Below are 21,613 nucleotides of genomic sequence, written 5' to 3'. Positions count from 1 at the left end.
CCGACCGCCCGCTCCTGGCCACCGATACGGACGAGAAGCGGGCCGAGCAGGCTGAAGTACATGATCGATCCCCCGGTCTGACACACCCCGCCGGCTGTTCGACCACGGTGATCACGGACACCGTAGGGGACAGGTGCCCGGGGCCTTCAAGAGGGCTCACCCCGCGCGCTGCCGCCGCCCGGAGCCGTTCGGCGACCGCGACCGCCCCGCCGCTGCTCCCCGGCCGTCGGTCTGGTCGGCCGTCAGGCCTTCCCACCGCGGCCCGGTCTGGCGGGCCGGTACGCCTCGGCGCCCGGCGGGCGGCTCGGGGTGGGGGAGGTGCTCGCCCGCGCCGGGGCCGCCGGGGCAGCGGTTGTCGGTCCGGGGACGAAGGATGTTATCGTCAAACTGACCTTAACCCGGGGTCGCCCGCCGTTTCGCGGGTGGAGCGGCCCGCCCGGCGCGGGCGGGTGGTGCTTCGGGAGGCGGACGCTCGAGATCGTCGGCGGTCCGGCCCGGCCCGGGCAACAACCATGGTCATGCAGGTCGAAACGACCGAGGAGGAATCAGAGCTGTGCGGGTGATGAGGAGGGGCGTCGTGGCGGCGGCCGCGGGGGCGGCGCTCACGCTGGCCCTGGCGGGCTGCGGCGGGGAGTCGCACGGCGGCGGGGAGCCCCACGGCGGCGATGCGGCCCGGAGCGGGAACGAGGCGGCGACGAAGCGGGCCGACGCCCGGACCGACGCCCGGACCGTGCTGATGGCCGCGGCCAGGAAGACCGCGGAACAGGCCTCCTACAAGACGGTCCAGACGGGCGGGGGCGGATCCGACAGGTCCGAGATGTTCTTCCAGCAGCAGCCGTACGCCTCGGCCATCAAGTCCTGGGGGGAGAAGTCCGAGGACAACCCCAGCGGCTTCAACCACATCATCGCCACCGGCGACGGCATCTACATGAAGTCGGACCACGTCCCGGGCAAGAGCTGGTACCGGATGGACCAGAAGACGGCCGGCAGCCCCGGCAGCGCACGGGCGGCGGGGTTCGTCAACGAGATCGCGGGCTCGCTCGCCTCGACCGGGTCCACCTCCTGGGTCGGCGAGGAGCAGGTGGGCGGCCGGCCGGCCGACCACTACCGCGGCACGGTGGTCTTCGACGAGCTGGCCCACTACAGCGGGCCCGCCATCAAGGACGAGGTGCGCGACTACTACGTCCAGTTGGCCAAGAGGCGGGGCGAGACCTCGGCGGACCTCGACATGTGGGTCGGCAAGGACGACCTGGTGCTGAAGTCGCAGCAGGTCACCACCGGCAGCAAGGGCCGGAGCGAGGTCGTCGAGGAGTACTCCGACTTCGGCGCCGTCCCGGCCATCACGGCGCCCCCGGCCGACACCGTCGCCACCTGGGACGAGTTCGTCGCCGGCAAGGCGAAGCCGTAGCCGGGAGCACGGCCTCGGGCCGGCCGACCTCGGCTACGGCAGGGGGGCGACGGTGACGCTTCCTCAGATGCGTCCGACCTGCCAAGATCCGCTGGTGAAACACGTGACCTACCGTCTCCACCCGGCACAGATACGCCGTCAGTGGATCTTCTCGACGCTCTTCCTGGCCGGTGGCGCCTACCTTCTCCACCGCGCTTCGTCCGTCCCGGCGGACCTCCGGACCGTCATCGTCGTGGCTTTCGGCGCGCTCCTGATCATCGGTGGGTTCCTCCAGGTGAGGGGCGCCTTCATCAGTGTGAACTTCGACGACCGCGAGATCTGGTGGACCGGGGCGCTGGGCTCCCGCAAGCGGTTCGCCTGGGCGGACATCACCAGCGTCGAGGTCGGGAAGAACCGCGACCGCCCCGACTCCGGGGACGTCGTGCGGGTCACCCACCGGGAGCACGGCGACTTCAAGCTGCCGGCGGTGATCGGTATGCCGGGCGCCTGGCGCGACCCGGACTTCGAGACCAAGGCGGCCGACGTCATCGCCACCTGGCGCGCGGCGACGGCGACGGCGACGGCCGGGCCCGCGACGTAGCCGGGCACATGCGCCCCGGCCCCTCGCTCGCCCTTCGGCCGAGGGGCCGCCAGGCCGAGGCCGCCGTCCTGGCCCTCTGCGACGACCCCGCGGCGGCCCTGACCGGCCCGGTCACCCCACCGCGGCCGCGCGCATCGGCGCCCTGTGCGACCAGGCCGGCCTCCGGGCGGCCGAATCGCAGTCCCACTCACTCCCCGCCCGACCCGCCCGCGCCGACCGCACGCAACCCGTTCCCGTGTGACACCCCTGCCGGTGTGCCGGAGTCGCGTGCGGTGTCGCCGCGACGCGGCGTCGGTGACGGTCAGTCGCTGCCCCGCCGCTCGACGACCAGGATGCGGGCCTCGGGGGCAGGGCGGGCGACGTGTTCGTCCCCGGGCTCCACGCAGCACACCCGGCCCGGTGTGAGGTGCTCGACCCGCTCGGTGCCGTCGACGCGGTAGTGCATGTCGACGGCGCCGTCGAGGACGACGAACACCTCCGGTCCGTCGTTGACGTGCCAGCGGTAGGGCCGGTCGGTCCAGTGCAGGCGCACGGTCGCGTCGTCCAGCTCCGCGAGGTCGAGCGCGCCCCACGGGCGTTCGGCGGTGAAGGAGGAGGAGTCGAGGAAGCGCACGGAGAACCTTTCCGTCCGGCGGCCACGCGGCCGGTCCTGCCCTTCATCCTGGGTCGGGAAGCGGGTCGGCGCGATCGGCGGAAGCGACTCGTCGCATCGACATCCTGCCACCCGGCGTCACCACTCCCGCCGGGTCCGGGCCCGGAGCCGGATCAGCTCGTCCTGAGGGTCCAGCCCATGTCGGCCAGGGTCTGGGAGATGGGGACGTACCACATCGCCTTGAAGCACCACGGGGGGCGGTAGCCGCCGTCGGACAGCTTGCGTCCGTTGCAGTTCATTTCGTTCTCCAGGGACGTGATGGTCCCTCGGGCCTGGTCCTTCCTCCCGCCGTCGGTCAGGGCGAACACCGGGCCGCCCGAGTCGCCGTTCGCGGCGGCGATCTCGTTGGGGTCGGTCTGGACGACCTTGTCGGCGAACTTGCGCAGGACCTTGTTCGGCCCCACGACATGCCGGTCCACCTCCTGGACGCGGAGACCGCAGTGGACGCCGGAGTTGGCTGCGGAATGGCAGACGTAATCGCCCACGTTGTTGCCACCGTATCCGGCGACGGGTTTGGCGTAACCGGTGCTCTCGTTCCAGGGGCCGTCGTAAACGTAGGCACCCGATCTTCCCGTGTGCGGGGCGATTCCGATGGTGTCGTCGGAGGCGTTCCCGTCCTTCTTCGAGGCGTTGCCCATGGGTTGCCTGCTGTACCAGGTCCGGTAGTTTCCCTCGCCGCAGTGCCAGGCGGTGGTGACCAGGTCCCTGGAATTGGCGCCGTACACCCCGAAGCCGGTCGAGCAGATCGTGCCGCCCGGGGTCTCGACGCCGGCGCCGCCGTGCCAGGGGGATCCGTCCTCTCCCCGGGTCAGGTCGATGACCTGGGCTTCCCGCCGGGCGTGGACCTCCACGCCGGCCAGGGCCGACGCGAGGGATTCGATCCGGGGCGTCAGTTCCTCGTCCGAGAGCGGGGCGGACGCGGAGTGCGCGCCCCTGGCCCGTTCGTCCTCGGGCTCGTAGCCGAGGTCGAGGCCGCTGCCGTCCAGAGACGGGCCGATGCTGCTGATGTGGCTGGGCCTGTCGGCGGTGAGGACCAAGGGCGTGCCGTCGGGCACGAGCCTGGCCCGGGCCGCGTGCAGTTCCGCCTTGGAGTACTTGGCCGGGAGCACCTCGACCTTCACCCCGTCCGGCAGGTCGCGGATCACGGCGGCCACCGGCTGCGGCAGGTCTCCCTTCCAGTGGAGCAGGACGCGGTTGGCCGCCGGGTCGACCTCCACCTCGGAGAAGCCCGGTATCCGGTCGCGCTCGAACTCCTCCCGTCCACCGGTGATCAGCTCCACGGCCCGGTCGAGGACCTCCTGTCTCCTCATCAGCTCGATGATCCCGGGGGCGACCTTGCCCGTCAGCGCCTCCTCACCCGAGGCCGGAACCGGCGCGGGCCGGTCCGTACCGCGGGCCTGGGCCGGACGGGGAACGTCCGGCGCGCCGCCGCCCGGGGCGGCCAGGGCCGGGACCGTGGCCGGCACGGTGGACAGCAGGGCCGTTGCCACCAGCAGACGCGTCCGGCCGGAATTCTTCCAGTGCTTTACATGCTTCACAGGGCTCCTCGGGAATGCGGTGCGAGGCCACTTGCGGCCCGCTGCACGGAACCTAGGCCGAATGATGGGGAAATCGAAGGCACGCCTTTCACCCAAGTAGATCGAATGCGATCTTTTCGGGCGTGAACAGGGCCCCTCCATCGATTCTTCACCCGTGCCGCCGGGAATCCCCCCGATCCGGACCGGGGCGCGGTCGGCCCGAATTCTTTGACTCTCCCGGCCGAAAGGGGAACCATTCCCCTCGACATCGGGAGGAATCATGGGGCAGGCGGGCAGCCGTCGCGGGACGCGCCCGGGGCGGCGCGGGTGGCCGGTCATCGTGGCGGCGGGGGTGGCAGGCGGTGCGGTCGCGCTGACCACATGGGCGACCGGGTCCCCCGGCGCGCGGGTGCACGAGGGCGCGGCCACTGGCCAGTTGCTGGCGAGTGCGGACGGACGCACCCTCACCCTCAGCGTCGGCTGGGGCTGCGAGTCGCGGCCGGAACTCGTGGTCCGTGAGCTGCCGGACAAGGTGAGGGTCTCGGTCCGGCACACGGTCCCGGTCACCGACCCGCCGGGGCTCTGCGACCCCATGGGCGGCTACGCGCGCATCACGGCCCGGCTGAAGGCACCTCTCGGGGACAAGCCGCTGATCGACGCGGTCACCGGTCGCCCCGTCATCCACTTCGACGGCCGCGACCTCGCCCTGCCGACGTACCTCCCCGACCAGTACTTCCCCTACCCGGAGGACCAGATCGCCCAGATCCCCGGCCTGGCCCCGTTCCCCGAGGACCGGCCGAACTGGGCCACGGGCTACCACGTCGGCACCGAACCCAGGGCCGGGGCCTCCCTGATCATCCGCCAGAGCAGGGGCGGCGCCGACCCCGCACCGACCGACCGGCCCACCGCCACGACCACGGTCAAGGGGCATCCGGCGGCCTTCACCAGCGCCGACCCGAACCTCGGGCCCCGGTCGCTGAGCTGGTACGACGGCACCTACACGTTCACCGTCTCCACCGGTGCGCCCGTCGCCCTCACCGACCAGGAGCTCGTCCGGGTCGCCGAAGGCCTCAAGTAGCCCGGGAGGCCCTGGTCCCCTCCTGCGCCGCCGCCTCGCGCGCCTCCAACTGCCGGGCGAACTCCAGCCACTCGGCGGCGTACCGGCGCGCGAGGCGCTGGACCTGGCCCCCGCAGTGCGGTGGCACGGCAGCGAACAGACTCGGCCAGTCGGCGGCGGCGCTCCGGTGCAGCAGCCGCAGGAGCCTGCGGCCGTCCTCCTTGAGGACGAGCGAGGGATCGCGGGAGAGCCTCTCGACGAGCAGGTTCGCCCTGGGCCCCGGCAGGGCCGCTCCCCGCCCGTGGCCGTCGGCGTGCGGCGGAGGCGGCGTCGTGACGGGGACCGTCACGGCCGTGGCCGTCGTCGCCGGAACCCGGGCGCCGGGGGTCGACCGATCGGGAGGACCGGCAACTCCGGCCCCGGCCGACGACGCGGCCGGAGGCCGTCCCGCTCCGCGAACCACCGCCGGAACCGTCACGGGCCCCTCCCCGTTGCCGAGACGCCTGCGGACGTCGGCGACCGTCCCGGGTGAGATGCCCGCGAGCCGCGCGACCGTGCGCAGCGATGCCTGCGGGTCCTCGGCCATCAGGTCGGCCGCCCGCAGCCGCCCTTGGGTGGCGTCGAGGGCCCTGGTGCGACCGTCGAGCCCGATCCGGGCCGCCGGCTGGGTGTGCAACTGCGGCGAGGCGGCAGTTGCACGGCGTCGCGCGGACGCCACCGCCTTGGCACCGAGGCCCGACAGCCTGGCGATCGCACGGTCGGACAGTTGCGGATGGGTCACGAGGATCCGCTCGACCGCAGCGCGCCGGTCGGCCGGTGAGAGCGGCAGGCCGTGCCGGGCATTGGCCTCGACCGCGAGCAGGAAGGCCTCGTGGGCCGTGCCGTCGAAGAACTCCACGTCGATGAACGCCCGCCCCCGCTGCCGCGCGGCCTCGACGCGGTGCATCCCGTCGATGACCCGCAGGTCCGCACGGCGCACCAGTACGGGGGGCAGAGCTTCGTCGAGCGAGGCCAGGAACCCGACGTGCTCCGGGTCGAGCCCGCGGCCGCGCAGGGCGACCCCGGGCCGCAGGACCGAGAGCGGCACGGAACCCGACTCCCGTACGCCCCGCCCGGAGGGCCGGTGCACACGCGCTCCCCGCCGTGCGGCGGCGGCCGTGCGGACGGTCTGCTGGAACATCTGCTCTGCTCTCCCCATACGACACATGCGCCGCGGGCGCGCCGCCAAGGCGCACGGCCGCCGGCCGACGGACCGCCGTCGGCGGACCCCTCGAAGGCCCTGCGCCGGGCCGAAGCCGGATCCTAGGAAAGGCAGCTGCGCCCGCGCCACTCTCCTGGGCACCCCCTCGGGCACCCCTCGGACACGTCCGCCTGTCCGGCACCGTCCCGAGGGCACGGAACCGCCCGGCCCGGAGCAGGCCGGCGTGGCCCGCGCCGACTGCCCGCCCCAGGCGGGGCGGAGCGAGGAGAGCCGCTGCGCCCCCGTCAGGGACGGTACGGAACGGTGTCAGCGGCGGCTGACAGCATCGGGCGCATGACGCACACGACACCGCTCGACTGGCGGCCGTTCCTGCTCGGATGGAGCGGGGAGTGGTCGGACTCCCTGGCCGATGGCGGGACACGACGCGAGGAGGACGAAACGGCCCGGCGGGCTCGCTGGCTCGGGTTCCCGTCGGCCTCCGAGGAGCGGATCGTCGCCATGGAGGAGCGCCTCGGCCGTCGGATGCCCCCGTCGTACCGGGAGTTCCTCGAGGTCAGCGACGGATGGCGGAACGCCGGCGGGTTCATCGGCCTGCTGGCGGGGACGGCGGACGCGCGCTGGCACGACAACGAGTCCGCACCCGCGGACATCTTCGAGGAGCGCCTGGACGACGACGCCACGGACGCCGAGCGGCGGGGGGCGGGCATCTGGCGGCGAGGGCTCCAGCTCGATGTCGAGTCCGACATGACCCACGTCCTGCTGGATCCCGAGGACGTGGATGACGACGGCGAGTGGGCTGTGTACACGTGGGCGAGCTGGCGGGCCGCGCCGCCCGAACGGTACGCGAACTTCGCCGACTTCATGCGGGACATGCACCGCGAGTTCCACTGCCTGCGGGCAGGCCGCACCGACGGGGGACCGGAGTTCGCCAACGACCTGACGCGGGAGCTGGACACGCGGGTGGAGCGGGCCCGCCTGGAGGCGCTGCGCGGCGACTGGGAACGGGCCGGGCACGTGCTGGACGAGGCGAAGGGGTACGGCAGGCCGCGGGCCGCCGCACTGGGGGACCAGATGCGTCGCCTGCTCGGACGCACGTACATGGTGTACTTCGACGGCATGGCGGCCGACCCGCGTTACGCGCCCGAACTGCTCCCGGTGCTGGCCGCCGAGCACGTGGTCCGCGGGCACAGGGACGACTCCGCCCTGCTGTTCCACCTTCGGGGAGCCGGGCGGGAGGTGGTGTCGCTGGCGTTTGCGACGCTGGAGCGGGTGCGCAACGGCACGTACCGGTACACGGCGGCCGGACCGTTCGGGGAGGCGGTCGAACGGGCGAGGGAGTTGGCGCGGTGGGGCGACACCGACGGGGCGTGGCGGATTCTGACGGACGCCCTGCCGGCGTGGCAGCCATCGGGACCCGACCACTTGGCGCCGCTGGGATGGGTGGCCGACCCCCTGCTCGGGCCGCTGCTGACCCCGGAGCGGGGCTGCGAGCTGCTGTCCACCCCCAGGGGCGGACAGGCGGGCGAGGCACCGGGCCGCTCGGCCGACCGCGACCCGGGCGACCTGGCATGGCTCGCGGACCCGGACACCCCCGGCATCCCCACGTCCTACCGCTTCGTCCTGGTCGAGGGAGTGGCACCGGCGGACCTGCCGGGGCGCCTCGCGGACGGCGACGGGACGGTGCTGAACCGGCCCATGACCCGCGACGAAGCACGCGGCTTCGCGTCCCGCGGACCGGGGGCCGTCCCGTACGTCGTCGACACGGCCCTGGCGGCGGTCGGTCGGGCCGGTCCCTGTTGGAGCTTCGCCTTCGAGGACGACGTCGCGTACTTCGACCTGCGGCGGTTCGTCTCCCCGGCCGCAGCGGCAGCCGGCGAGGGTACCCGCGCGGTGGTCGGGTGGGGCGGCCTGAGAAGCGGGCACGGGCGGCCCTTCTTCCATCTCTCCGTGGCACAGGACGGCGTCGAGCAGTACGCCTTCACGTACGCGGACGGGGAACTGCACCGTACCGGGCGGACGCCACCGGCGCTGGACCCGGACCGGTTCTTCGGCGAGGGGGAGGAGGTCACCGCCGCGGAGCGCCCGCTGCTGGAGGCCGTGTCCGGTGAGTTCGGAGTCCACCTGCCACGCCACGCGATCATGAACGGGCGACTACACACGTTCACCACTCGCCCATGGGCGCGGCCGCCCGGGAACGGGGAGCCCTTCGGAGCCGTTCCGGCCGACACGGTGCCCCCGGCGGACACCATCGCCACCCGGGACGAGTTCGTCGCCGGCCGGGCAACACCGTAGCCGGGCCGCCTCCGTACGGATACGGAGCCACTGGTCCGGCTTCCACCCGACGCCTCCACCCGGTCATTGCTGGTACGGCGGCGGTGCGCGCCTCCAGGGTTCGGCGCGCGAACGGCAAGCCCACAGGGGGTACGAGGATCGGGGCAGGACGTGACGGCGACTTCAAGCTGCCGGCGGTGATCGGCATGCCGGGCGCCTGGCGCGACCCGGACTTCGAGACCAAGGCGGCCGCCACCATCGCCACCTGGCGTGCGGCGACGGCGAAGGCCACGGCCGAGCCCGCGACGTAGCCGGGGCACATGCGGCCCGGCCCCTCGTCCCCCGCTGCACCGGGCGGCGAGGGCCGACCCCGCCGCCCGGCGGCCGGTGTCGGTGCCCCGGCCTACGATCGTTCGATGAGTGTCTTCGCCCCGGGGTTCCTGCGTCACGTCCAGGTCGAACCGGGCCCCGAGGCCGGCGGCTACCCGTTCGACCTGCCCGTGGTCGCCCGCCTCGCCGAGTCGGGGCGGATCGAGTTCGCGCCCGGGGCGACGTTCCTGGTCGGCGACAACGGCTCGGGCAAGTCCACCCTGATCGAGGCGATCGCCACGGCCGCCGGGTTCAACGCCGAGGGCGGGTCGAAGTCCTTCCGCTTCGCCACCCGCTCCAGCGAGTCCGTCCTGGGGGAGCACCTGGTGCTGCGCTGGAACCGGCGCCCGCGCACCGGATACTTCCTGCGTGCGGAGAGCTTCTACAACGTCGCCACCGAGATCGAACGCCTGGACCGCGAAGGCCCGACCCCGCTGCTGCCCGCCTACGGCGGCCGCTCCCCGCACGAACGCTCCCACGGCCAGTCGTTCCTGGACCTCGCGCTCCACCGCTTCGGGCCGAACGGCCTCTACGTCCTCGACGAGCCGGAGGCGGCGCTCTCCGTGCAGGGCTGCCTGGCCCTGATGGTCAGAATGCGCGAACTCATCACCCAGGGAAGCCAGTTCGTGATCGCGACGCACTCGCCGATCCTGCTCGCCCTCCCCGGCGCCCGGATCCTGCAACTCGAAGCCGACGGCACCATCGAGCAGGTGGGATACGACCAAGCCGAGCCCGTCACGCTGACCCGCGCCTTCGTGAACCGGCCCGAGCGCTTCCTGCGCGACCTGTTCGGCGAGGACGAACCGGACCCATCTCCCCCACGGGCCTGACGCACGCCGACGTCACGCCCGGACCCGACGGACGCATCCGGACCGTCCTGATCGACAGCAGCCTCGTCGCCGACTGCCCTGCCTGTGCCTGTGCCTGTGCCTGTGCCTGTGCCTGCGCCTGTGCCCGCGTCGGCGCGCCGGGTGCGTTCGCCCGGGCCCGCCGGCCCCTGCGGCCAGCGCCTCTATCTCCAATGGCCATTGTTCCTAGAATGGCCGCATGGAGCACATCGAAGCGATCGCCGCCCTGCACGACCCCGTGCGCCGCCGCCTCTACGAGTACGTGTCGGCCCAGGGTTGCGAGGTGAGCCGCAACGAGGCGGCGGAGGCCGTCGGGGTGACGCGGACATTGGCGGCGCACCACCTGGAGAAGCTGGTCGAGGCCGGGCTGCTGGAGAGCGGCAGCCGCAGGCTCACCGGGCGGTCGGGGCCGGGGGCGGGGCGGCCGGCGAAGGTGTACACGCGCACGCGCGCCGAGCTGGGGGTGTCGCTGCCCGCGCGCGACTACCGGACAGCCGCCGAACTGCTCGCCGAGGCCGCCGAGCGCGCCGGGTTGGACGACGGGCTGCGCGCAGCCGCGCGGCGGAGGGGAGAGGCCGAGCGCGGAGCGGCCGCGCCCTGCGGGGGGCTCGACGAGGCCGTCGCGCTGCTGGCCGCCCGCGGGTACGAACCCCGCCTGGAGGAGGGGGCCATCCGCATGCGCAACTGCCCCTTCCACTCCGTCGCCGAGCGTTTCCCGCCCCTGGTCTGCGGCATGAACCTCGCCCTCCTGGAGGGACTTCTCGGCGCGGACGGCGCCCTCCGCGCCCGGATGGACGCCCGGCCGGGGGAGTGCTGCGTGGTGGTCGAGCCTTCTAAAAACAATACTGATTGACATAGAAAGAAGGCCCGTGCTGGGATGGCGCCATGACCTCCCACCACCTCGCCCAGTTCAACGTCGCCACGCTCCGCCACCCCGTCGACGACCCGCGCATCGCGCCGTTCGTCGAGATGGTCTCCCCGATCAACGCTGCCGCGGACACCGCCCCCGGCTTCGTCTGGCGGCTCACCGCGGACGGGACGGACGACGCGAGCGCCCTGCGCCCGGCGGGCGAGGACGTCGTCGTCAACATGTCGGTCTGGGAGAGCCAGGAGGCGCTGTGGGAGTTCACCTACCGCAGCGGGCACCTGGAGGCGATGCGGCGCCGACGCGAGTGGTTCGAACGCAACGTCGAGGCGCACCTGGTCCTGTGGTGGGTCCCGGCCGGACACCTGCCGGACATCGACGAGGCCCTGGAACGACTGGCCGACCTGCGCCAGAACGGCCCCTCCCCACGCGCCTTCACCTTCAACTCCCCTCGCACCCCGGACGCGGCCCCACCACCCACGGGCGCGTGAACGGCCGCTCCCGCCGGCCTGAGGACCAGCCCCCGGGGGCAGGTCCTCAGGCCGTCCAAGTTGCGGGCGTTCAACCTGCGGCGGCGGAGCGCCGGCGCGTGCACGCCGTTCGGTGGGCCGGCGGCCCCGGTCAAGGAGCCGCGTCCGTGGCGACTGAGAGCACGCGCGCAATAGCACGGGTCGCTGCGGGCCTGACGTTGTCGCTGTCCGTGGTCATCGGCCTCAGCGGAACGGCCGAGGCCTCCACCAGCGCCCCTTGTGTGCAGAAGGGGTCGCACGGACCTGCGGTTTCGTGTGTCCAGGCCTTCCTGAACGGTGTCGGTCTCGGCCACAGGATCGCCGTGGACGGCGACTTCGGGCCGGACGCGAAGAGCACGGTCGAGGACTTCCAGCGCGCGTACGGCAACGGCCTTGACATCGACGGCATTGTCGGGCCCAGGACCGGCACCGCCCTGTGGAACTCGTACTGGAAGATCAATCCGCTGGGCGTCATGGGCTATTGCCACGACTACATCCCGACGACTTCGTAGCTTCGTAGCCTCGCCGATGATGCCAGACGGCCCTGCCACTCCTGCGAAGGAGTGGCAGGGCCGTCTGGCGTCGTGGACGCCGTCAATCGCGAACGCCCGCAGCCGGCGCCGCTGGTAGCCCGTGCCCGCGGTGTACGCGAGATGGGCGGCGGGCCGGTGCACCCCGGCGCCGCCGCCGGGCAGCTCCGGAGCGCGGCGGCGGCCGGGGAGCCCCCGGTCAGGCGTCGTCGGCGGGCGTGTGCAGTCTCGCCCGGTAGGCGCGCTTCTTGACGAGGGCGCCGCAGGTCTTCATCGAGCACCAACGGCGGGCGCCCGCGCGGGAGGTGTCGACGAAGAGGGCGCCGCAGCCGGGGTTGCCGCAGACACGGACGCGGGTGCGGTGCTCCGAGGCGCAGAGGGCGATCAGGTCCCGGGCGACCATCGAGAGCACCGCCGCGATCGAGTCGCCGTGCCGGCGCACGGTGGCCGCGTCGGGGGCGAGTTCGGGCCTCGGGGGCGGCTCGGCGGCGGCGCGGTTGACGAGCGCGATGTCCGCGGGGGAGGGCGGGACGGCGTCCGCCAGGGCGCGGCCGGTTCGCTGGATCGCCTCGCGCAGCTGCCTGGCGTGGTCCAGGTCGGCTTCGGTGCAGGGCGGCGCGGCTGTCGTGCAGGCGCTCTGCACGGCCCAGCGGCTCAAGTCCTCTGGCCGGGCCAGCCGTTCGAAGGGCGTGCCGGTGCCGCGGTCGGCCAGGGTGCCGGCGAAGGCGAAGCACAGCCGGGCGTCGTCGAAGCGGAAGTCGGTCTTGGCGCGCTGGCGTCCCTCGCGGCCGCCGTCCTTGCCGCCCATGTCCTCCACACTGCTCTCCATGTCCACCACTTTATGCGGTTGACATGATTTCGGGCAAACGGCTAGCTTTCAGGTCCACCGCTTGAACCGGTGGACTTTTGACGTTCGGGCGATCGCTCCCCGATTCCCCCGACTCACCCCCGCTCCCCTCCAACTCACCCCCGCTTCCCGCAACTTCTCCCCCCAGCACGAGGAGGCCGCGCCATGCGCGCCGCAGTCATCGAGGAACTCCACAAGCCGCTCGTCCTCCGCGACGTGCCCGACCCCGTCTGCCCGCCGGACGGCGCGATCGTGCGCGTCGGGGCGAACGGGATCTGCCGGACCGACTGGGCCCTGTGGGCCGGGCAGTTCTGGACGGGCGGGCCGCGGGTCGAGGCCCCGTTCGTCCTCGGCCACGAGTTCGCCGGCACCGTCGTGGAGGTCGGCCGCGAGGTTCGGGGGTGGAAGGAGGGCGACCGCGTCATCTTCCCGATGAACCCCGGCGAGGGCTCGTGCGAGATGTGCCGCAGCGGCAACCAGCACGTCTGCGACCACGTCGACGCACTCGTGCCCGGGGTCTCCTACTGGGGCGCCTTCGCCGAGTACGTCATGGTCCGCTTCGCCGACGTCAACCTGGTCGAAGTGCCCGAGGGCGTCGGTTTCGTGGACGTCGCCGCGCTGGCCTGCCGCTACATGACGGCCTTCCACGGGGTCGTCGACCAGGCGCGGATCCGCGGCGGCGAATGGGTCGCGGTGTACGGCGCCGGCGGCGGCATGGGCCTGTCGACGGTGGAGATCGCCGCGGCGACCGGCGCCAACGTCATCGCGATCGACATCACGCAGGACAAACTGGACGCCGCCCGCGCGCTCGGCGCCGTCCACACCGTCAACGCGGCCGCGACCGACCCCGTCGAGGCCGTGAAGACCCTCACCGGCGGCGGCGCGCACGTGTCGGTCGACGCCGTCGGCATCGCCGCCGCCTGCCGCAACTCCGTGCTCTCCCTGCGCACCCGCGGCCGCCACCTCCAACTCGGGCACACCACCGCCGCGGAACAGGGGGACGTCGCGCTGCCGGTCGACGTCATGATGGTCAAGGAACTGGAGTTCCTGAGCGCCTTCGGCATGCAGGGCCAGCGCTTCGGCACGATGCTGAACATGATCGCCGCCGGCCGGCTCAGCCCCGGCCGCATCGTCTCGCGCACCGTCGGCCTCCACGAGGCGAGCGAGGTCCTGGAGTCCCTGGAGACGTACGGGCCCACCGGCATCGTCGTCATCGACGCCTTCCGCCCCTGAACCCTCCGAACCGGCCTGAACCAGTCCGAACAGGCCTGACCGTCCGAACCCTCTGAACCGTCCGAACCGTCCCCCCGAAGAGCAGGCACACCCATGCCCGATTCCCGCCGACTGATGGACCAGGAACTGAGCCTGGCCCTCGACGCGGTCCCCATGACCCCCAACGGCGCCTTCGACCTGACCGACCTCGCCACGACGCGCGCCGCCTTCCGCGCCCAGGCCGAAGCGGCCGCCGACAGCCTTCCCGCCGACCCGTCGGTCACCATCGAGGAACACCTCGCGAGCCGAACGGACGGCCCCGACGTACCGGTCCGCCTGCTACGGCCCACGGCCGCGCCGGGACCGCTGCCGGTGCTGCTCTGGTTCCACGGCGGCGGACAGGTCCTCGGCTTCGCCGCCCAGGACGACCCGTGGCTGACCCGACTGGGCGCGAGCCTCGGCTGCGCCGTCGCTGTCGTCGACTACCGGCTCGCCCCGGAGACACCCGCCCCCGGCGCCGCCGAGGACGGCTTCACCGCCTACCAGTGGCTCGGCCGCGAGGCGGACGCCCTGGGCCTGGACGGCACCCGCATCGGCATCGCCGGCCAGAGCGGCGGCGGAGGCATCGCGGCGGCCACCGCCCTCCTGGTCCGCGACCGCGGCGGCGCGACACCCCTGTTCCAGTCACTGACCTATCCCATGCTCGACGACCGCAACCGGACCGCGTCGAGCCACGAGATCACCGACATCGGCATCTGGGACCGCTCGACCAACCTCCTGGCCTGGCAGGCGATCCTGGGCGACCGCGCCGGCACCGACGACGTCTGCCCGTACGCGGCCCCCGCCCGCGCCGCCGACCTCGAAGCCCTGCCGCCCACCTTCATCACCGTCGGCGACCTCGACTGCTTCCGGGACGAGGACCTCAGCTACGCCACCCGCCTGCGCGCCCAGGGCGTCCCCGTCGAGCTCCACCTCTACCCCGGCGCCTACCACGCCTTCGACCTCATCGCCCCCGCCTCCCGACTGGCCGCCACCTTCCACCGGACCTGGTTCGACTACCTCGCCCGCCAGTTCCGCACCACACCGGCCCCCACCTGACACCGCACCCCACCTGACACCGACCCCGACGGACACCGCCCGCCGAGTTCCCCGGCCGGCTCGCGGCCGCCCGGCCCCGGGCCGGGGGACGGAAGTCATTGCACCACCTCGACGCACGGGTGTTCCAGGGAGAGCGGGCAGCGGTAGAGCTGGAGGACGTTGCCGCGCCCGATGGCTGTCCCGAGGTCGAAGTCGAGGCGCCGGTCCTCGACGGGGCCCAGCCGCCGCCGCCCACGACGTCGGGGTCGATGGTCAGCAACGGCCGCATGACGGCCCGGCACTCCTCGCAGTACGCCGTGTACGGGTCCATGGAGGCACACGGGGCCCAGCCGCCGACCTTCCACCCGGGGGCCACCGCCAGCTCGAACCGGTAGTAGGCCCGGTACTCCCCGGTATTGCGGTACAGCGGGTCGGTACCGGCCAACTCCCGCTCGCACCAGCCCTCACACCAGCCCTCGATGCGCTCCGCGAGGCCGTCCGCCAGCTCCAGCGGGGCCGGGTACTCCGTCACCACCTCGGGGTGCAACACGCACGGCTCCGGCAGATACCCGCCGTGCCCGGCGACCTCGGCGGGTAGCGGCGGCGCGGTCAGCAACTCACCTACCAAGGCGGAGGAGCGCCACAGAACCTTCGGCGCCGGCGCCCACTGGGGGTCGTGTTCCAGCGGGCACCACAACACCTGCATCACATCGGCGTCCCCAGGACACGGCAGCAGCGGTACGTCCCGCGCGTAGAGCTGGGCGACCGGCAGCATCGCGTTCGGCCGCCCGCTCCACGGGTGCCCGGCGAAGGTGGCCTCCAGCGCCGCGTCCTGCTCCGCCGTGCGGCCCGTCGTCCCGTACAGCGCCCGCCGAAGCCGGACGTCGGCGACGGACACCGCGGTCCCGCCGTCGTGCTCCTCCGGGTGCGGCCCCGCGCAGACCGGCCACGGCTCACCGGCGGGCCACAGCAGCGGCCCGCCGACCGAGCTGTCGCGCACGCCGGGTGCGCCCGGGCGCGGATGCAGCCGGACCGCCTGCCGGGCGAGCGGCGCCAACTCCGGGAAGACGGCGGCGATGTCGACCGGGCGCGGCGGCGTGACACGGACCATCGGTGGCTCATCCCTCCAGCGATGAACGGGTGCACGGACCATAGCCCCCACCCCTGACACCACCGCAGCCGGAGCCAGCCCCCGTTACCTTCTTGGTGGCCCCGCAACGGGGCTCCCGGCCTCCGGTCCGGCATGACTGTTCCCCCCTGTAGTTCGCATGATCCGGGGGGTGGTGTCACCGGGCCGGAGGCATCGGTAGACCGCTGATAGAGGCAGGACCACCAGCGTGCTGGGAGGCTCTTCGTAGAGCAGACCGTGGTCGTCCCGGGCACCGAGGCGGCCGCGCTGATCGTGCCGAGCCTGGCCGGCTCGCTGCGGGCCGTCCTCGACCAGCGCAAGCTCCTGGAGAAGCGGATCCAGGAACTGCTGGACGAACACCCGCTGTCGCAGATCCTGACCTCCATGCCCGGCATCGGCACCCGGACCGGCGCCCGCGTCCTGATCGACGTCGGGGACGCGAGCGCGTTCCCGACCGCCGCCCACCTCGCCTCCTACGCCGGCCTCGCCCCCGCGACCCGCAGCTCCGGATCCTCCATACGCGGCGAGCAACCCTCCCGGAGGGGCAACAAACAGCTGAAACGGGCATTCTTCCTGGCCGCATTCGCCCCGCTCGGCGACCCGGCCTCCCGCACCTACTACGACAAGAAGATCGGCCAGGGCAAACGCCACACCCAGGCCCTCCTCTGCCTGGCCAGACGCCGAGTCGACGTCCTGTTCGCCATGCTCCGCGACGGCACCTTCTACGAGTCCCGGCCCGCCGAAGCGGTCACCTGAACTGCGGGTCCGCCATCAGGAGCACGCGGTCTGCGTCGGGATCGAACCCGAGCACCGGGTGCCCGTAGTCGCCTTCGGCGGTCATGACCACGGGCTTGCCCAGCCGGCGGCCGACCGCGGTCAGGAGCCCGCACAGGACGTCCACTCCCTCCTGGCCCTGAAGCTCGCGGAGGTCGACATCGAAGTCGATCCCCTCGGCAGACCACGGACGGAAGATCGCCAGCACGCCCGGGACCGGCCACACCCGCAGTTCGACCGTCTCGGCATCGGCCGGACGCGTCAGTACTTCCACAGCCAGAGGCAACGGCCCGGCGACTCCGCCCTCCGTGAACTCCCACGCCCAACCATCCGAGCGGACCAGATCGAACACCGCCTGCCAGTCCGCCGCCGAGGTGCCCTCCACGAACACATCCGGCAGAGCACCCATCACGTCAGGGTCGAAGAAGTTCCTGACGTCGTCCCACAGCAGATCCGGCATCCCACCATGCTGCCCGCCCACGGCTCCAGAACGCAGCCCGATTTCCTTGACGAACCCCATAGAGGCACCCCCCGGAAACACCGACAGCAGCCCCCGGCCCGGCGGCTGTCGGTGGCTGTCGACGGCCGAGCTTCCCGGCTGATGATCGATACGGAATCAGCAGGGTTTCTCCGTCGGGTCTTTCGTGCTTTCCGAGCACGGTGTCGACGTCCGGCCCGTCCCAGCGGCCTCGTGGCCTTGCCCGGGCCGTCGTCCTCCTCGTCCGCCCCCGCCCGGTCCCGCCTCGCGCCGGGCTCGACCCCGGCCGCCGCCCCGTTCACTGCTGCGCCGCTGCCGTCACCCCCGAGGATCCGTTCCGGCCCGCAGGCCCCCGCCGGCGAGCCCGCCGGCCAGGACGCCGTGGTGTGCCCCGCCCCCGGGTCGGGCTGGGGCCGGCCGGTGCCGTGTCGGCGTCCTGGGGCTTCCTGGAAGGACTCGACGACTCCAGCGCGACCCTGCTTCCCCCGCAACCGGGCCGCCTGACCCGTCTCCGCCATCGCGGCCGACGGCTACCGGGAGCCGACGGCCGGACAGGCCGTGCTGTTCGGCGCGGAGCGGGCCGGCCAGGACTCCTTCCATCAGGGATCAGAGTTGGGCGACGGAGCCCATCACCTCGACGAAGGAGAGCCGGGTGCGCAGGTCGTTGAAGTTGCGGACGGTGTTGCCGAAGAGGTTGAGGTAGGACGAACCGTTGCGGCGGACGTCGTGGGCGAAGCGGGAGATCTCGTCCCACTGGTTCTCCAGCCCGGCGAGGTCCCGGCCGAGCGGGGTCTCGTTGTGGTTGTAGATGTTGTTGTAGACCTGGGAGAAGATCGGGCCGAAGCGGGCTGCCTCGGAGAACGCCTGGATCATGAGCAGCAGGGACGCGCCGACGCTGTCGTTGTAGCCGGTGGCGTGGCCGAGCACGTAGGCCGCGTTGTAGAGCGTGGCCGGGGTGATCCGGAGGTTCTCCCGGTTGTTGCCGCCGGGCAGGCTGGTGTAGTTGCCGGTCCGGACCAGGCTGCGGGTGCCGACGCCGAGCGAGGCCCCCATGTCGCGGCCGTCGGCGAAGGAGAAGTGGTGCCGGCCGGAGGCGGCGTCGCCGCCGTACGGGGCGTAGAAGCCGGCCAGGTAGAGGTTGTCGGCCCAGAAGTAGAGGGAGACGAGCTCGTTGCCGCCGGTGTCGCGGATGCGGATCTGGACGATCCGGGAGGGGTCGGTCGTGGTCTGCATGACCGCGTTCTCGTGGGTGGCGTTCCCGTAGGTGTTCTGGTGCAGGCCGTCGACTGCGTGGTAGTACCGAGCAGCGTGCTCCTGGCCGCCGTCGGTGACCCGGGAGATGTCCCAGTCGACGATTCGGTAGTTGGTGGCCGACGCGGTGCCGCTGAGACCGGTCACCAGCCCGAGGGCCAGGGCGACGCAGATCAGCGCGGAGTGCAGCTTCTTCAGGGGGTTCACAGGATTCAGGGGTTCCCGTCAGGTGGATCGAGGCCTGGTGGCGGCCCGTTCGGTGAGGTCGGCTCAGCCTAAGTACCCGATTCACACCCCTTCGTTCCCACCGCGCACACGCCATCGCCCGTGCGCGCACAGGGGCATCAGGTGTGCTGCGGCTCCCGGACGGACGCGCCGTCGGCAGGTGCGCTCTCTGCCGCTCGGTCCAACGCCGGATCCTGCCCGAGCTTCTGGCTGACCAGGTCGTGGAACGGTGTGACTCGGTTGGGTCGAGTCAGCGGCGGCAGGCGGAGAACCGGCCGGCCACACGGCCTCGACGGCCTCAGCCGAGGCGGTCCCCGGGGGAGGGGAGCGGGCGGCGCTCGCCCGCGCGAGGAGCGCCAGGGCCTGCTCGGAGGCGGAGTCGGCGGGGGTCGTGCACACGACGAGCACCTGGTCGGGCGAAGGGGCGCGTGGCAGGAGCAACGCCACCGGCCGGCAACCGACTTCTGGAACCCGCGGACCAACGAGTGCGGGTCGCACGCAGCGGGCCGACGTTCGCCGTCAAGCAGTGGGCCGGATTCTCCCGCCTGTCCTGACCCTTGACCCCTGAGCCCTGAGCCCGCCGAAAGGACCTACCCCCCGTGCCCCGACAGGAAGATCCGCTCGTCAAGACCCCGGCGGGGGCCGTGCGCGGCCTGCGCACCGCGACCGCCGCCGACCCGCTGGCCGGGCTCAGCCCGTTCGGCCTGGTCCTGCCCGTCCAGCTGGCTGATGCCCTCGCCCACGGACCGACCCGCGACGTCGACCTGCCCATCGGCACCAACACCCGGGAGGCCCACCTCTCCCTCGTACCGCAGGACGCGCTGGAACCCACCACCGAAGCCGACCTGCTCACCCTCGCCGCCCGCCTGCACACCGACCCGCACGGTGCCCTCACCGCCCACCGCACGGCCCGCCCCGACGACACACCGGGCGGAACTGCGCTCGGCCCGGCTCGGAGCGGCCCTGTTCGAGACCGGCACGGCGCGCATGGCGGCGGCCCACGCTCGGATCTCCGGCGGCCGCACCCACCGCACCCACCGCACTCGCCGCCCGCGTCCACGGCGCCTGGACCACCTTCGCCGGCAGCGGCGACCCGGGCTGGCCCCGCTACGGCCCGCTGCGCCCCGCGGCGGAGCCCTCGGCCGCGGCGCGGCGGCGTTCCGCTGAGTCGTCGCGTCCCACGATGCCCGGGTGGTGGGCCGGATCACCGAGCTGCGCGCCCACCGCGCCGAGCCCCAGTTCACCACCGCGGCGGGGGCCTCCGCCGCCGGGGCCGGGGCCGGGGCCGGGGCCGGGGCCGGGGCCGGGGCCGGGGAGGGCGGGCAGCCGGCCCCGCCAACCGCACTGGCCTCGGCGACGACCCGGCCTTCCGCCCGGGCTGAGGGTTTGCGGTTGGTTGAGAAGCATCGGGTCGTGCGGGGTGGTGTTCGGATGCCGGCCCGGCGTGGTGAGGCCGTGGCGGCCGCGCGCACCGGGGCGAACCGGCCGCCGGGAGGGCTCAACTGGCCTGGGGCCGTCTCAAGATGGGGGAAGGCCCGCGGAGTGTCCGCAGGTGAGCTCGGTGGGACGGGCCGTTGGGACGGGGGAGGGGCGTGTTGAGACGCCGAACCGTCGCGGGTGGGGCCGACCGGACCGCACGATGATCAAGCCCGGCGCCGGGATGCCGATGGTCGCACCGCGCAGCCGCGCCACCCGTCATCCCCTGCGAAGCCGGCCCGCCCGCAGCCCACGCAGCGAGCGGCGACTACGGAGGAGCCACGTCATGAGTTTCCGCAAGCGCATCGCCACCACCCTGGCCACCGCCGCCCTGGCAGGCGCCGCCCTCACCGCCGGCACCGGTACGGCCGACGCGACCCCGGGCGCGTCCTACATCACCCAGGGCCAGAACGGCTTCCAGGTCTACTGCGTGCAGGTCGGCATCAACTGGGCCACCTGGAGCAGCGCGCACGTGTGGCCCGTCGACGGCTCGTTCGGGCCGGACACGCTCGCCCAGCTCCAGCAGTTCCAGCACGACTCCGGCCTCAAGGCCGACGGCATCGTCGGGCCGGACACCGGTGACAAGCTCTGGCAGGCGCTCCAGATCGACATCTCCAAGAACAACAACCCCCAGAGCGGGTACGGCCTTCCGGTCAGCAGCTGCTACGACGTGCTGCCCACCCACGGCTGACGGCTCCGCCCTTGGCCGTGACACCTCCGCAGGCGGCCACAGGCCCGAACAGCGAACGCCCGCCGCCTGACGGCCGACCGGAAAACGACGAGCCGTCAGATCGTCGGCCCCGGGGCCCAGCTGCCATCACGCGACGGCGGCCGACAACGGCGGACTCGCCGGTCCGTCCGTGGCCGCACGAAACGATCCTCCCCATCACCACCCAAGGAACCCACATGATCAAGAATGTCATCGGCCGCGGTCTCGTGGCCGCCGCTGCCCTCACGCTCGCCACGGTCGGGCTGACCGGTACCGCGCAGGCGTCGACCACCGCACCCTGGCTCGGCTACGGCCACACCACCTCGGGCACCGGGGTGTGGTGCGTGCAACACCTCGTCAACGACTACCTGCGCGCGGGCAGCAGCCCGACCATCGACGAGGACAGCCAGTGGGGTCCGAAGACGGACGGCGCCGTGCGGGACTTCCAGGCGCACGTGTACGGCAACCTGCAGCAGGACGGCATCGTCGGCCCGCAGACGGGCAGCAAGCTGCTCAACTACGACTGGACCGACCCGTACGCCGGACCCAACGGCTCGTGCCGGCCGTTCGTCCCGACGGTCAGCTGACAGCCGGAACCGGAAGGTGCGGGTGAGCCCCGGACGACTAC

Annotated in this window: 18 protein-coding genes and 1 pseudogene; 13 read left to right on the top strand and 6 right to left on the bottom strand. The window is 72.9% G+C overall.

The window, feature by feature from the left end:
• Positions 1 to 577 precede the first annotated feature (577 nt).
• Positions 578 to 1,408, top strand: a complete 831-nt coding sequence (locus ACFXOZ_RS04390) for a hypothetical protein (protein WP_380587365.1) — start codon at positions 578 to 580, stop codon at positions 1,406 to 1,408.
• A gap of 103 nt (positions 1,409 to 1,511) precedes the next feature.
• Positions 1,512 to 1,988, top strand: coding sequence for a hypothetical protein (locus ACFXOZ_RS04385; protein ID WP_380587362.1), 477 nt, complete (start codon positions 1,512 to 1,514; stop codon positions 1,986 to 1,988).
• A 301-nt stretch (positions 1,989 to 2,289) separates the two neighbouring features.
• Here ACFXOZ_RS04385 and ACFXOZ_RS04380 read toward each other — a convergent pair whose 3' ends face one another.
• The gene (locus ACFXOZ_RS04380; protein ID WP_380587359.1) at positions 2,290 to 2,601 is read right to left on the bottom strand and encodes a hypothetical protein; all 312 of its coding nucleotides are present in this window, start codon (positions 2,599 to 2,601) and stop codon (positions 2,290 to 2,292) included.
• A 152-nt stretch (positions 2,602 to 2,753) separates the two neighbouring features.
• Positions 2,754 to 4,178, bottom strand: coding sequence for a S1 family peptidase (locus tag ACFXOZ_RS04375; RefSeq protein WP_380525984.1), 1,425 nt, complete (start codon positions 4,176 to 4,178; stop codon positions 2,754 to 2,756).
• 331 nt (positions 4,179 to 4,509) lie between these two features.
• Here ACFXOZ_RS04375 and ACFXOZ_RS04370 point away from each other — a divergent pair, with 331 nt between their 5' ends.
• Positions 4,510 to 5,235 (top strand): hypothetical protein, encoded by a 726-nt coding sequence (locus ACFXOZ_RS04370; protein WP_380525982.1) that lies wholly within the window; start codon positions 4,510 to 4,512, stop codon positions 5,233 to 5,235.
• Here ACFXOZ_RS04370 and ACFXOZ_RS04365 read toward each other — a convergent pair.
• Positions 5,228 to 6,301, bottom strand: a complete 1,074-nt coding sequence (locus ACFXOZ_RS04365) for a ParB/RepB/Spo0J family partition protein (protein WP_380587356.1) — start codon at positions 6,299 to 6,301, stop codon at positions 5,228 to 5,230. The two genes, ACFXOZ_RS04370 and ACFXOZ_RS04365, sit on opposite strands and share 8 nt — an antisense overlap.
• A gap of 447 nt (positions 6,302 to 6,748) precedes the next feature.
• Here ACFXOZ_RS04365 and ACFXOZ_RS04360 point away from each other — a divergent pair, with 447 nt between their 5' ends.
• The 5 genes from ACFXOZ_RS04360 to ACFXOZ_RS04340 all read left to right on the top strand — a co-directional run bounded on the left by ACFXOZ_RS04360 (position 6,749) and on the right by ACFXOZ_RS04340 (position 11,789).
• Positions 6,749 to 8,707: an SMI1/KNR4 family protein gene (locus ACFXOZ_RS04360; RefSeq protein ID WP_380587353.1), complete on the top strand. Its 1,959-nt coding sequence runs from the start codon at positions 6,749 to 6,751 to the stop codon at positions 8,705 to 8,707.
• Between the two features lie 395 nt (positions 8,708 to 9,102).
• Positions 9,103 to 9,885: an AAA family ATPase gene (locus ACFXOZ_RS04355; protein WP_380587350.1), complete on the top strand. Its 783-nt coding sequence runs from the start codon at positions 9,103 to 9,105 to the stop codon at positions 9,883 to 9,885.
• A 217-nt stretch (positions 9,886 to 10,102) separates the two neighbouring features.
• Positions 10,103 to 10,756: a helix-turn-helix transcriptional regulator gene (locus ACFXOZ_RS04350; RefSeq protein ID WP_380587347.1), complete on the top strand. Its 654-nt coding sequence runs from the start codon at positions 10,103 to 10,105 to the stop codon at positions 10,754 to 10,756.
• 32 nt (positions 10,757 to 10,788) lie between these two features.
• The gene (locus tag ACFXOZ_RS04345; RefSeq protein WP_380587344.1) at positions 10,789 to 11,259 is read left to right on the top strand and encodes a DUF3291 domain-containing protein; all 471 of its coding nucleotides are present in this window, start codon (positions 10,789 to 10,791) and stop codon (positions 11,257 to 11,259) included.
• Between the two features lie 146 nt (positions 11,260 to 11,405).
• Positions 11,406 to 11,789: a peptidoglycan-binding protein gene (locus ACFXOZ_RS04340; RefSeq protein WP_380587341.1), complete on the top strand. Its 384-nt coding sequence runs from the start codon at positions 11,406 to 11,408 to the stop codon at positions 11,787 to 11,789.
• A 217-nt stretch (positions 11,790 to 12,006) separates the two neighbouring features.
• Here the strand turns inward: ACFXOZ_RS04340 and ACFXOZ_RS04335 are convergent, their stop codons facing one another.
• Positions 12,007 to 12,636: a CGNR zinc finger domain-containing protein gene (locus ACFXOZ_RS04335; protein WP_380587338.1), complete on the bottom strand. Its 630-nt coding sequence runs from the start codon at positions 12,634 to 12,636 to the stop codon at positions 12,007 to 12,009.
• Positions 12,637 to 12,819: 183 nt separating this feature from the next.
• On the opposite strand from ACFXOZ_RS04335, the gene ACFXOZ_RS04330 reads away from it, so the two are divergent.
• The 3 genes and pseudogenes from ACFXOZ_RS04330 to ACFXOZ_RS04320 form a co-directional block, all read left to right on the top strand.
• Complete coding sequence (locus ACFXOZ_RS04330; RefSeq protein WP_375896590.1) at positions 12,820 to 13,887, top strand: alcohol dehydrogenase catalytic domain-containing protein; 1,068 nt, start codon at positions 12,820 to 12,822, stop codon at positions 13,885 to 13,887.
• A gap of 93 nt (positions 13,888 to 13,980) precedes the next feature.
• Positions 13,981 to 14,964: an alpha/beta hydrolase gene (locus tag ACFXOZ_RS04325; protein ID WP_380587335.1), complete on the top strand. Its 984-nt coding sequence runs from the start codon at positions 13,981 to 13,983 to the stop codon at positions 14,962 to 14,964.
• Between the two features lie 1,336 nt (positions 14,965 to 16,300).
• Positions 16,301 to 16,828: pseudogene (locus ACFXOZ_RS04320) on the top strand (transposase); the annotation flags it as partial.
• On the opposite strand, the gene ACFXOZ_RS04315 reads toward ACFXOZ_RS04320, so the two are convergent.
• Together ACFXOZ_RS04315 and ACFXOZ_RS04310 are read right to left on the bottom strand one after the other, a co-directional pair.
• Positions 16,821 to 17,306 (bottom strand): hypothetical protein, encoded by a 486-nt coding sequence (locus ACFXOZ_RS04315; protein WP_380525960.1) that lies wholly within the window; start codon positions 17,304 to 17,306, stop codon positions 16,821 to 16,823. The pseudogene ACFXOZ_RS04320 and the gene ACFXOZ_RS04315 sit on opposite strands and share 8 nt — an antisense overlap.
• 624 nt (positions 17,307 to 17,930) lie before the next feature.
• Positions 17,931 to 18,782, bottom strand: coding sequence for a ribosome-inactivating family protein (locus tag ACFXOZ_RS04310; protein ID WP_380525958.1), 852 nt, complete (start codon positions 18,780 to 18,782; stop codon positions 17,931 to 17,933).
• A 1,780-nt stretch (positions 18,783 to 20,562) separates the two neighbouring features.
• On the opposite strand from ACFXOZ_RS04310, the gene ACFXOZ_RS04305 reads away from it, so the two are divergent.
• Complete coding sequence (locus ACFXOZ_RS04305; protein WP_380525954.1) at positions 20,563 to 20,967, top strand: peptidoglycan-binding protein; 405 nt, start codon at positions 20,563 to 20,565, stop codon at positions 20,965 to 20,967.
• A gap of 215 nt (positions 20,968 to 21,182) precedes the next feature.
• Positions 21,183 to 21,572, top strand: coding sequence for a peptidoglycan-binding protein (locus tag ACFXOZ_RS04300; protein ID WP_380525952.1), 390 nt, complete (start codon positions 21,183 to 21,185; stop codon positions 21,570 to 21,572).
• Positions 21,573 to 21,613 lie beyond the last annotated feature (41 nt).

Origin of the sequence: Kitasatospora sp. NPDC059160, assembly GCF_042755465.1 — a bacterium.
Classification (GTDB): Bacteria; Actinomycetota; Actinomycetes; order Streptomycetales; family Streptomycetaceae; genus Kitasatospora.
Note: the sequence above shows the minus strand (reverse complement) of the source record. Positions and strands in the feature narration are given on the sequence as shown.

Coding starts and splice junctions, on each gene's coding strand:
- ACFXOZ_RS04360 (WP_380587353.1), top strand. CDS start 6,749: ATGACGCACACGACACCGCTCGACTGGCGGCCGTTCCTGCTCGGATGG.
- ACFXOZ_RS04355 (WP_380587350.1), top strand. CDS start 9,103: ATGAGTGTCTTCGCCCCGGGGTTCCTGCGTCACGTCCAGGTCGAACCG.
- ACFXOZ_RS04350 (WP_380587347.1), top strand. CDS start 10,103: ATGGAGCACATCGAAGCGATCGCCGCCCTGCACGACCCCGTGCGCCGC.
- ACFXOZ_RS04345 (WP_380587344.1), top strand. CDS start 10,789: ATGACCTCCCACCACCTCGCCCAGTTCAACGTCGCCACGCTCCGCCAC.
- ACFXOZ_RS04335 (WP_380587338.1), bottom strand. CDS start 12,636: ATGGAGAGCAGTGTGGAGGACATGGGCGGCAAGGACGGCGGCCGCGAG.
- ACFXOZ_RS04330 (WP_375896590.1), top strand. CDS start 12,820: ATGCGCGCCGCAGTCATCGAGGAACTCCACAAGCCGCTCGTCCTCCGC.
- ACFXOZ_RS04325 (WP_380587335.1), top strand. CDS start 13,981: ATGCCCGATTCCCGCCGACTGATGGACCAGGAACTGAGCCTGGCCCTC.
- ACFXOZ_RS04315 (WP_380525960.1), bottom strand. CDS start 17,306: ATGCCGGATCTGCTGTGGGACGACGTCAGGAACTTCTTCGACCCTGAC.
- ACFXOZ_RS04305 (WP_380525954.1), top strand. CDS start 20,563: ATGAGTTTCCGCAAGCGCATCGCCACCACCCTGGCCACCGCCGCCCTG.
- ACFXOZ_RS04300 (WP_380525952.1), top strand. CDS start 21,183: ATGATCAAGAATGTCATCGGCCGCGGTCTCGTGGCCGCCGCTGCCCTC.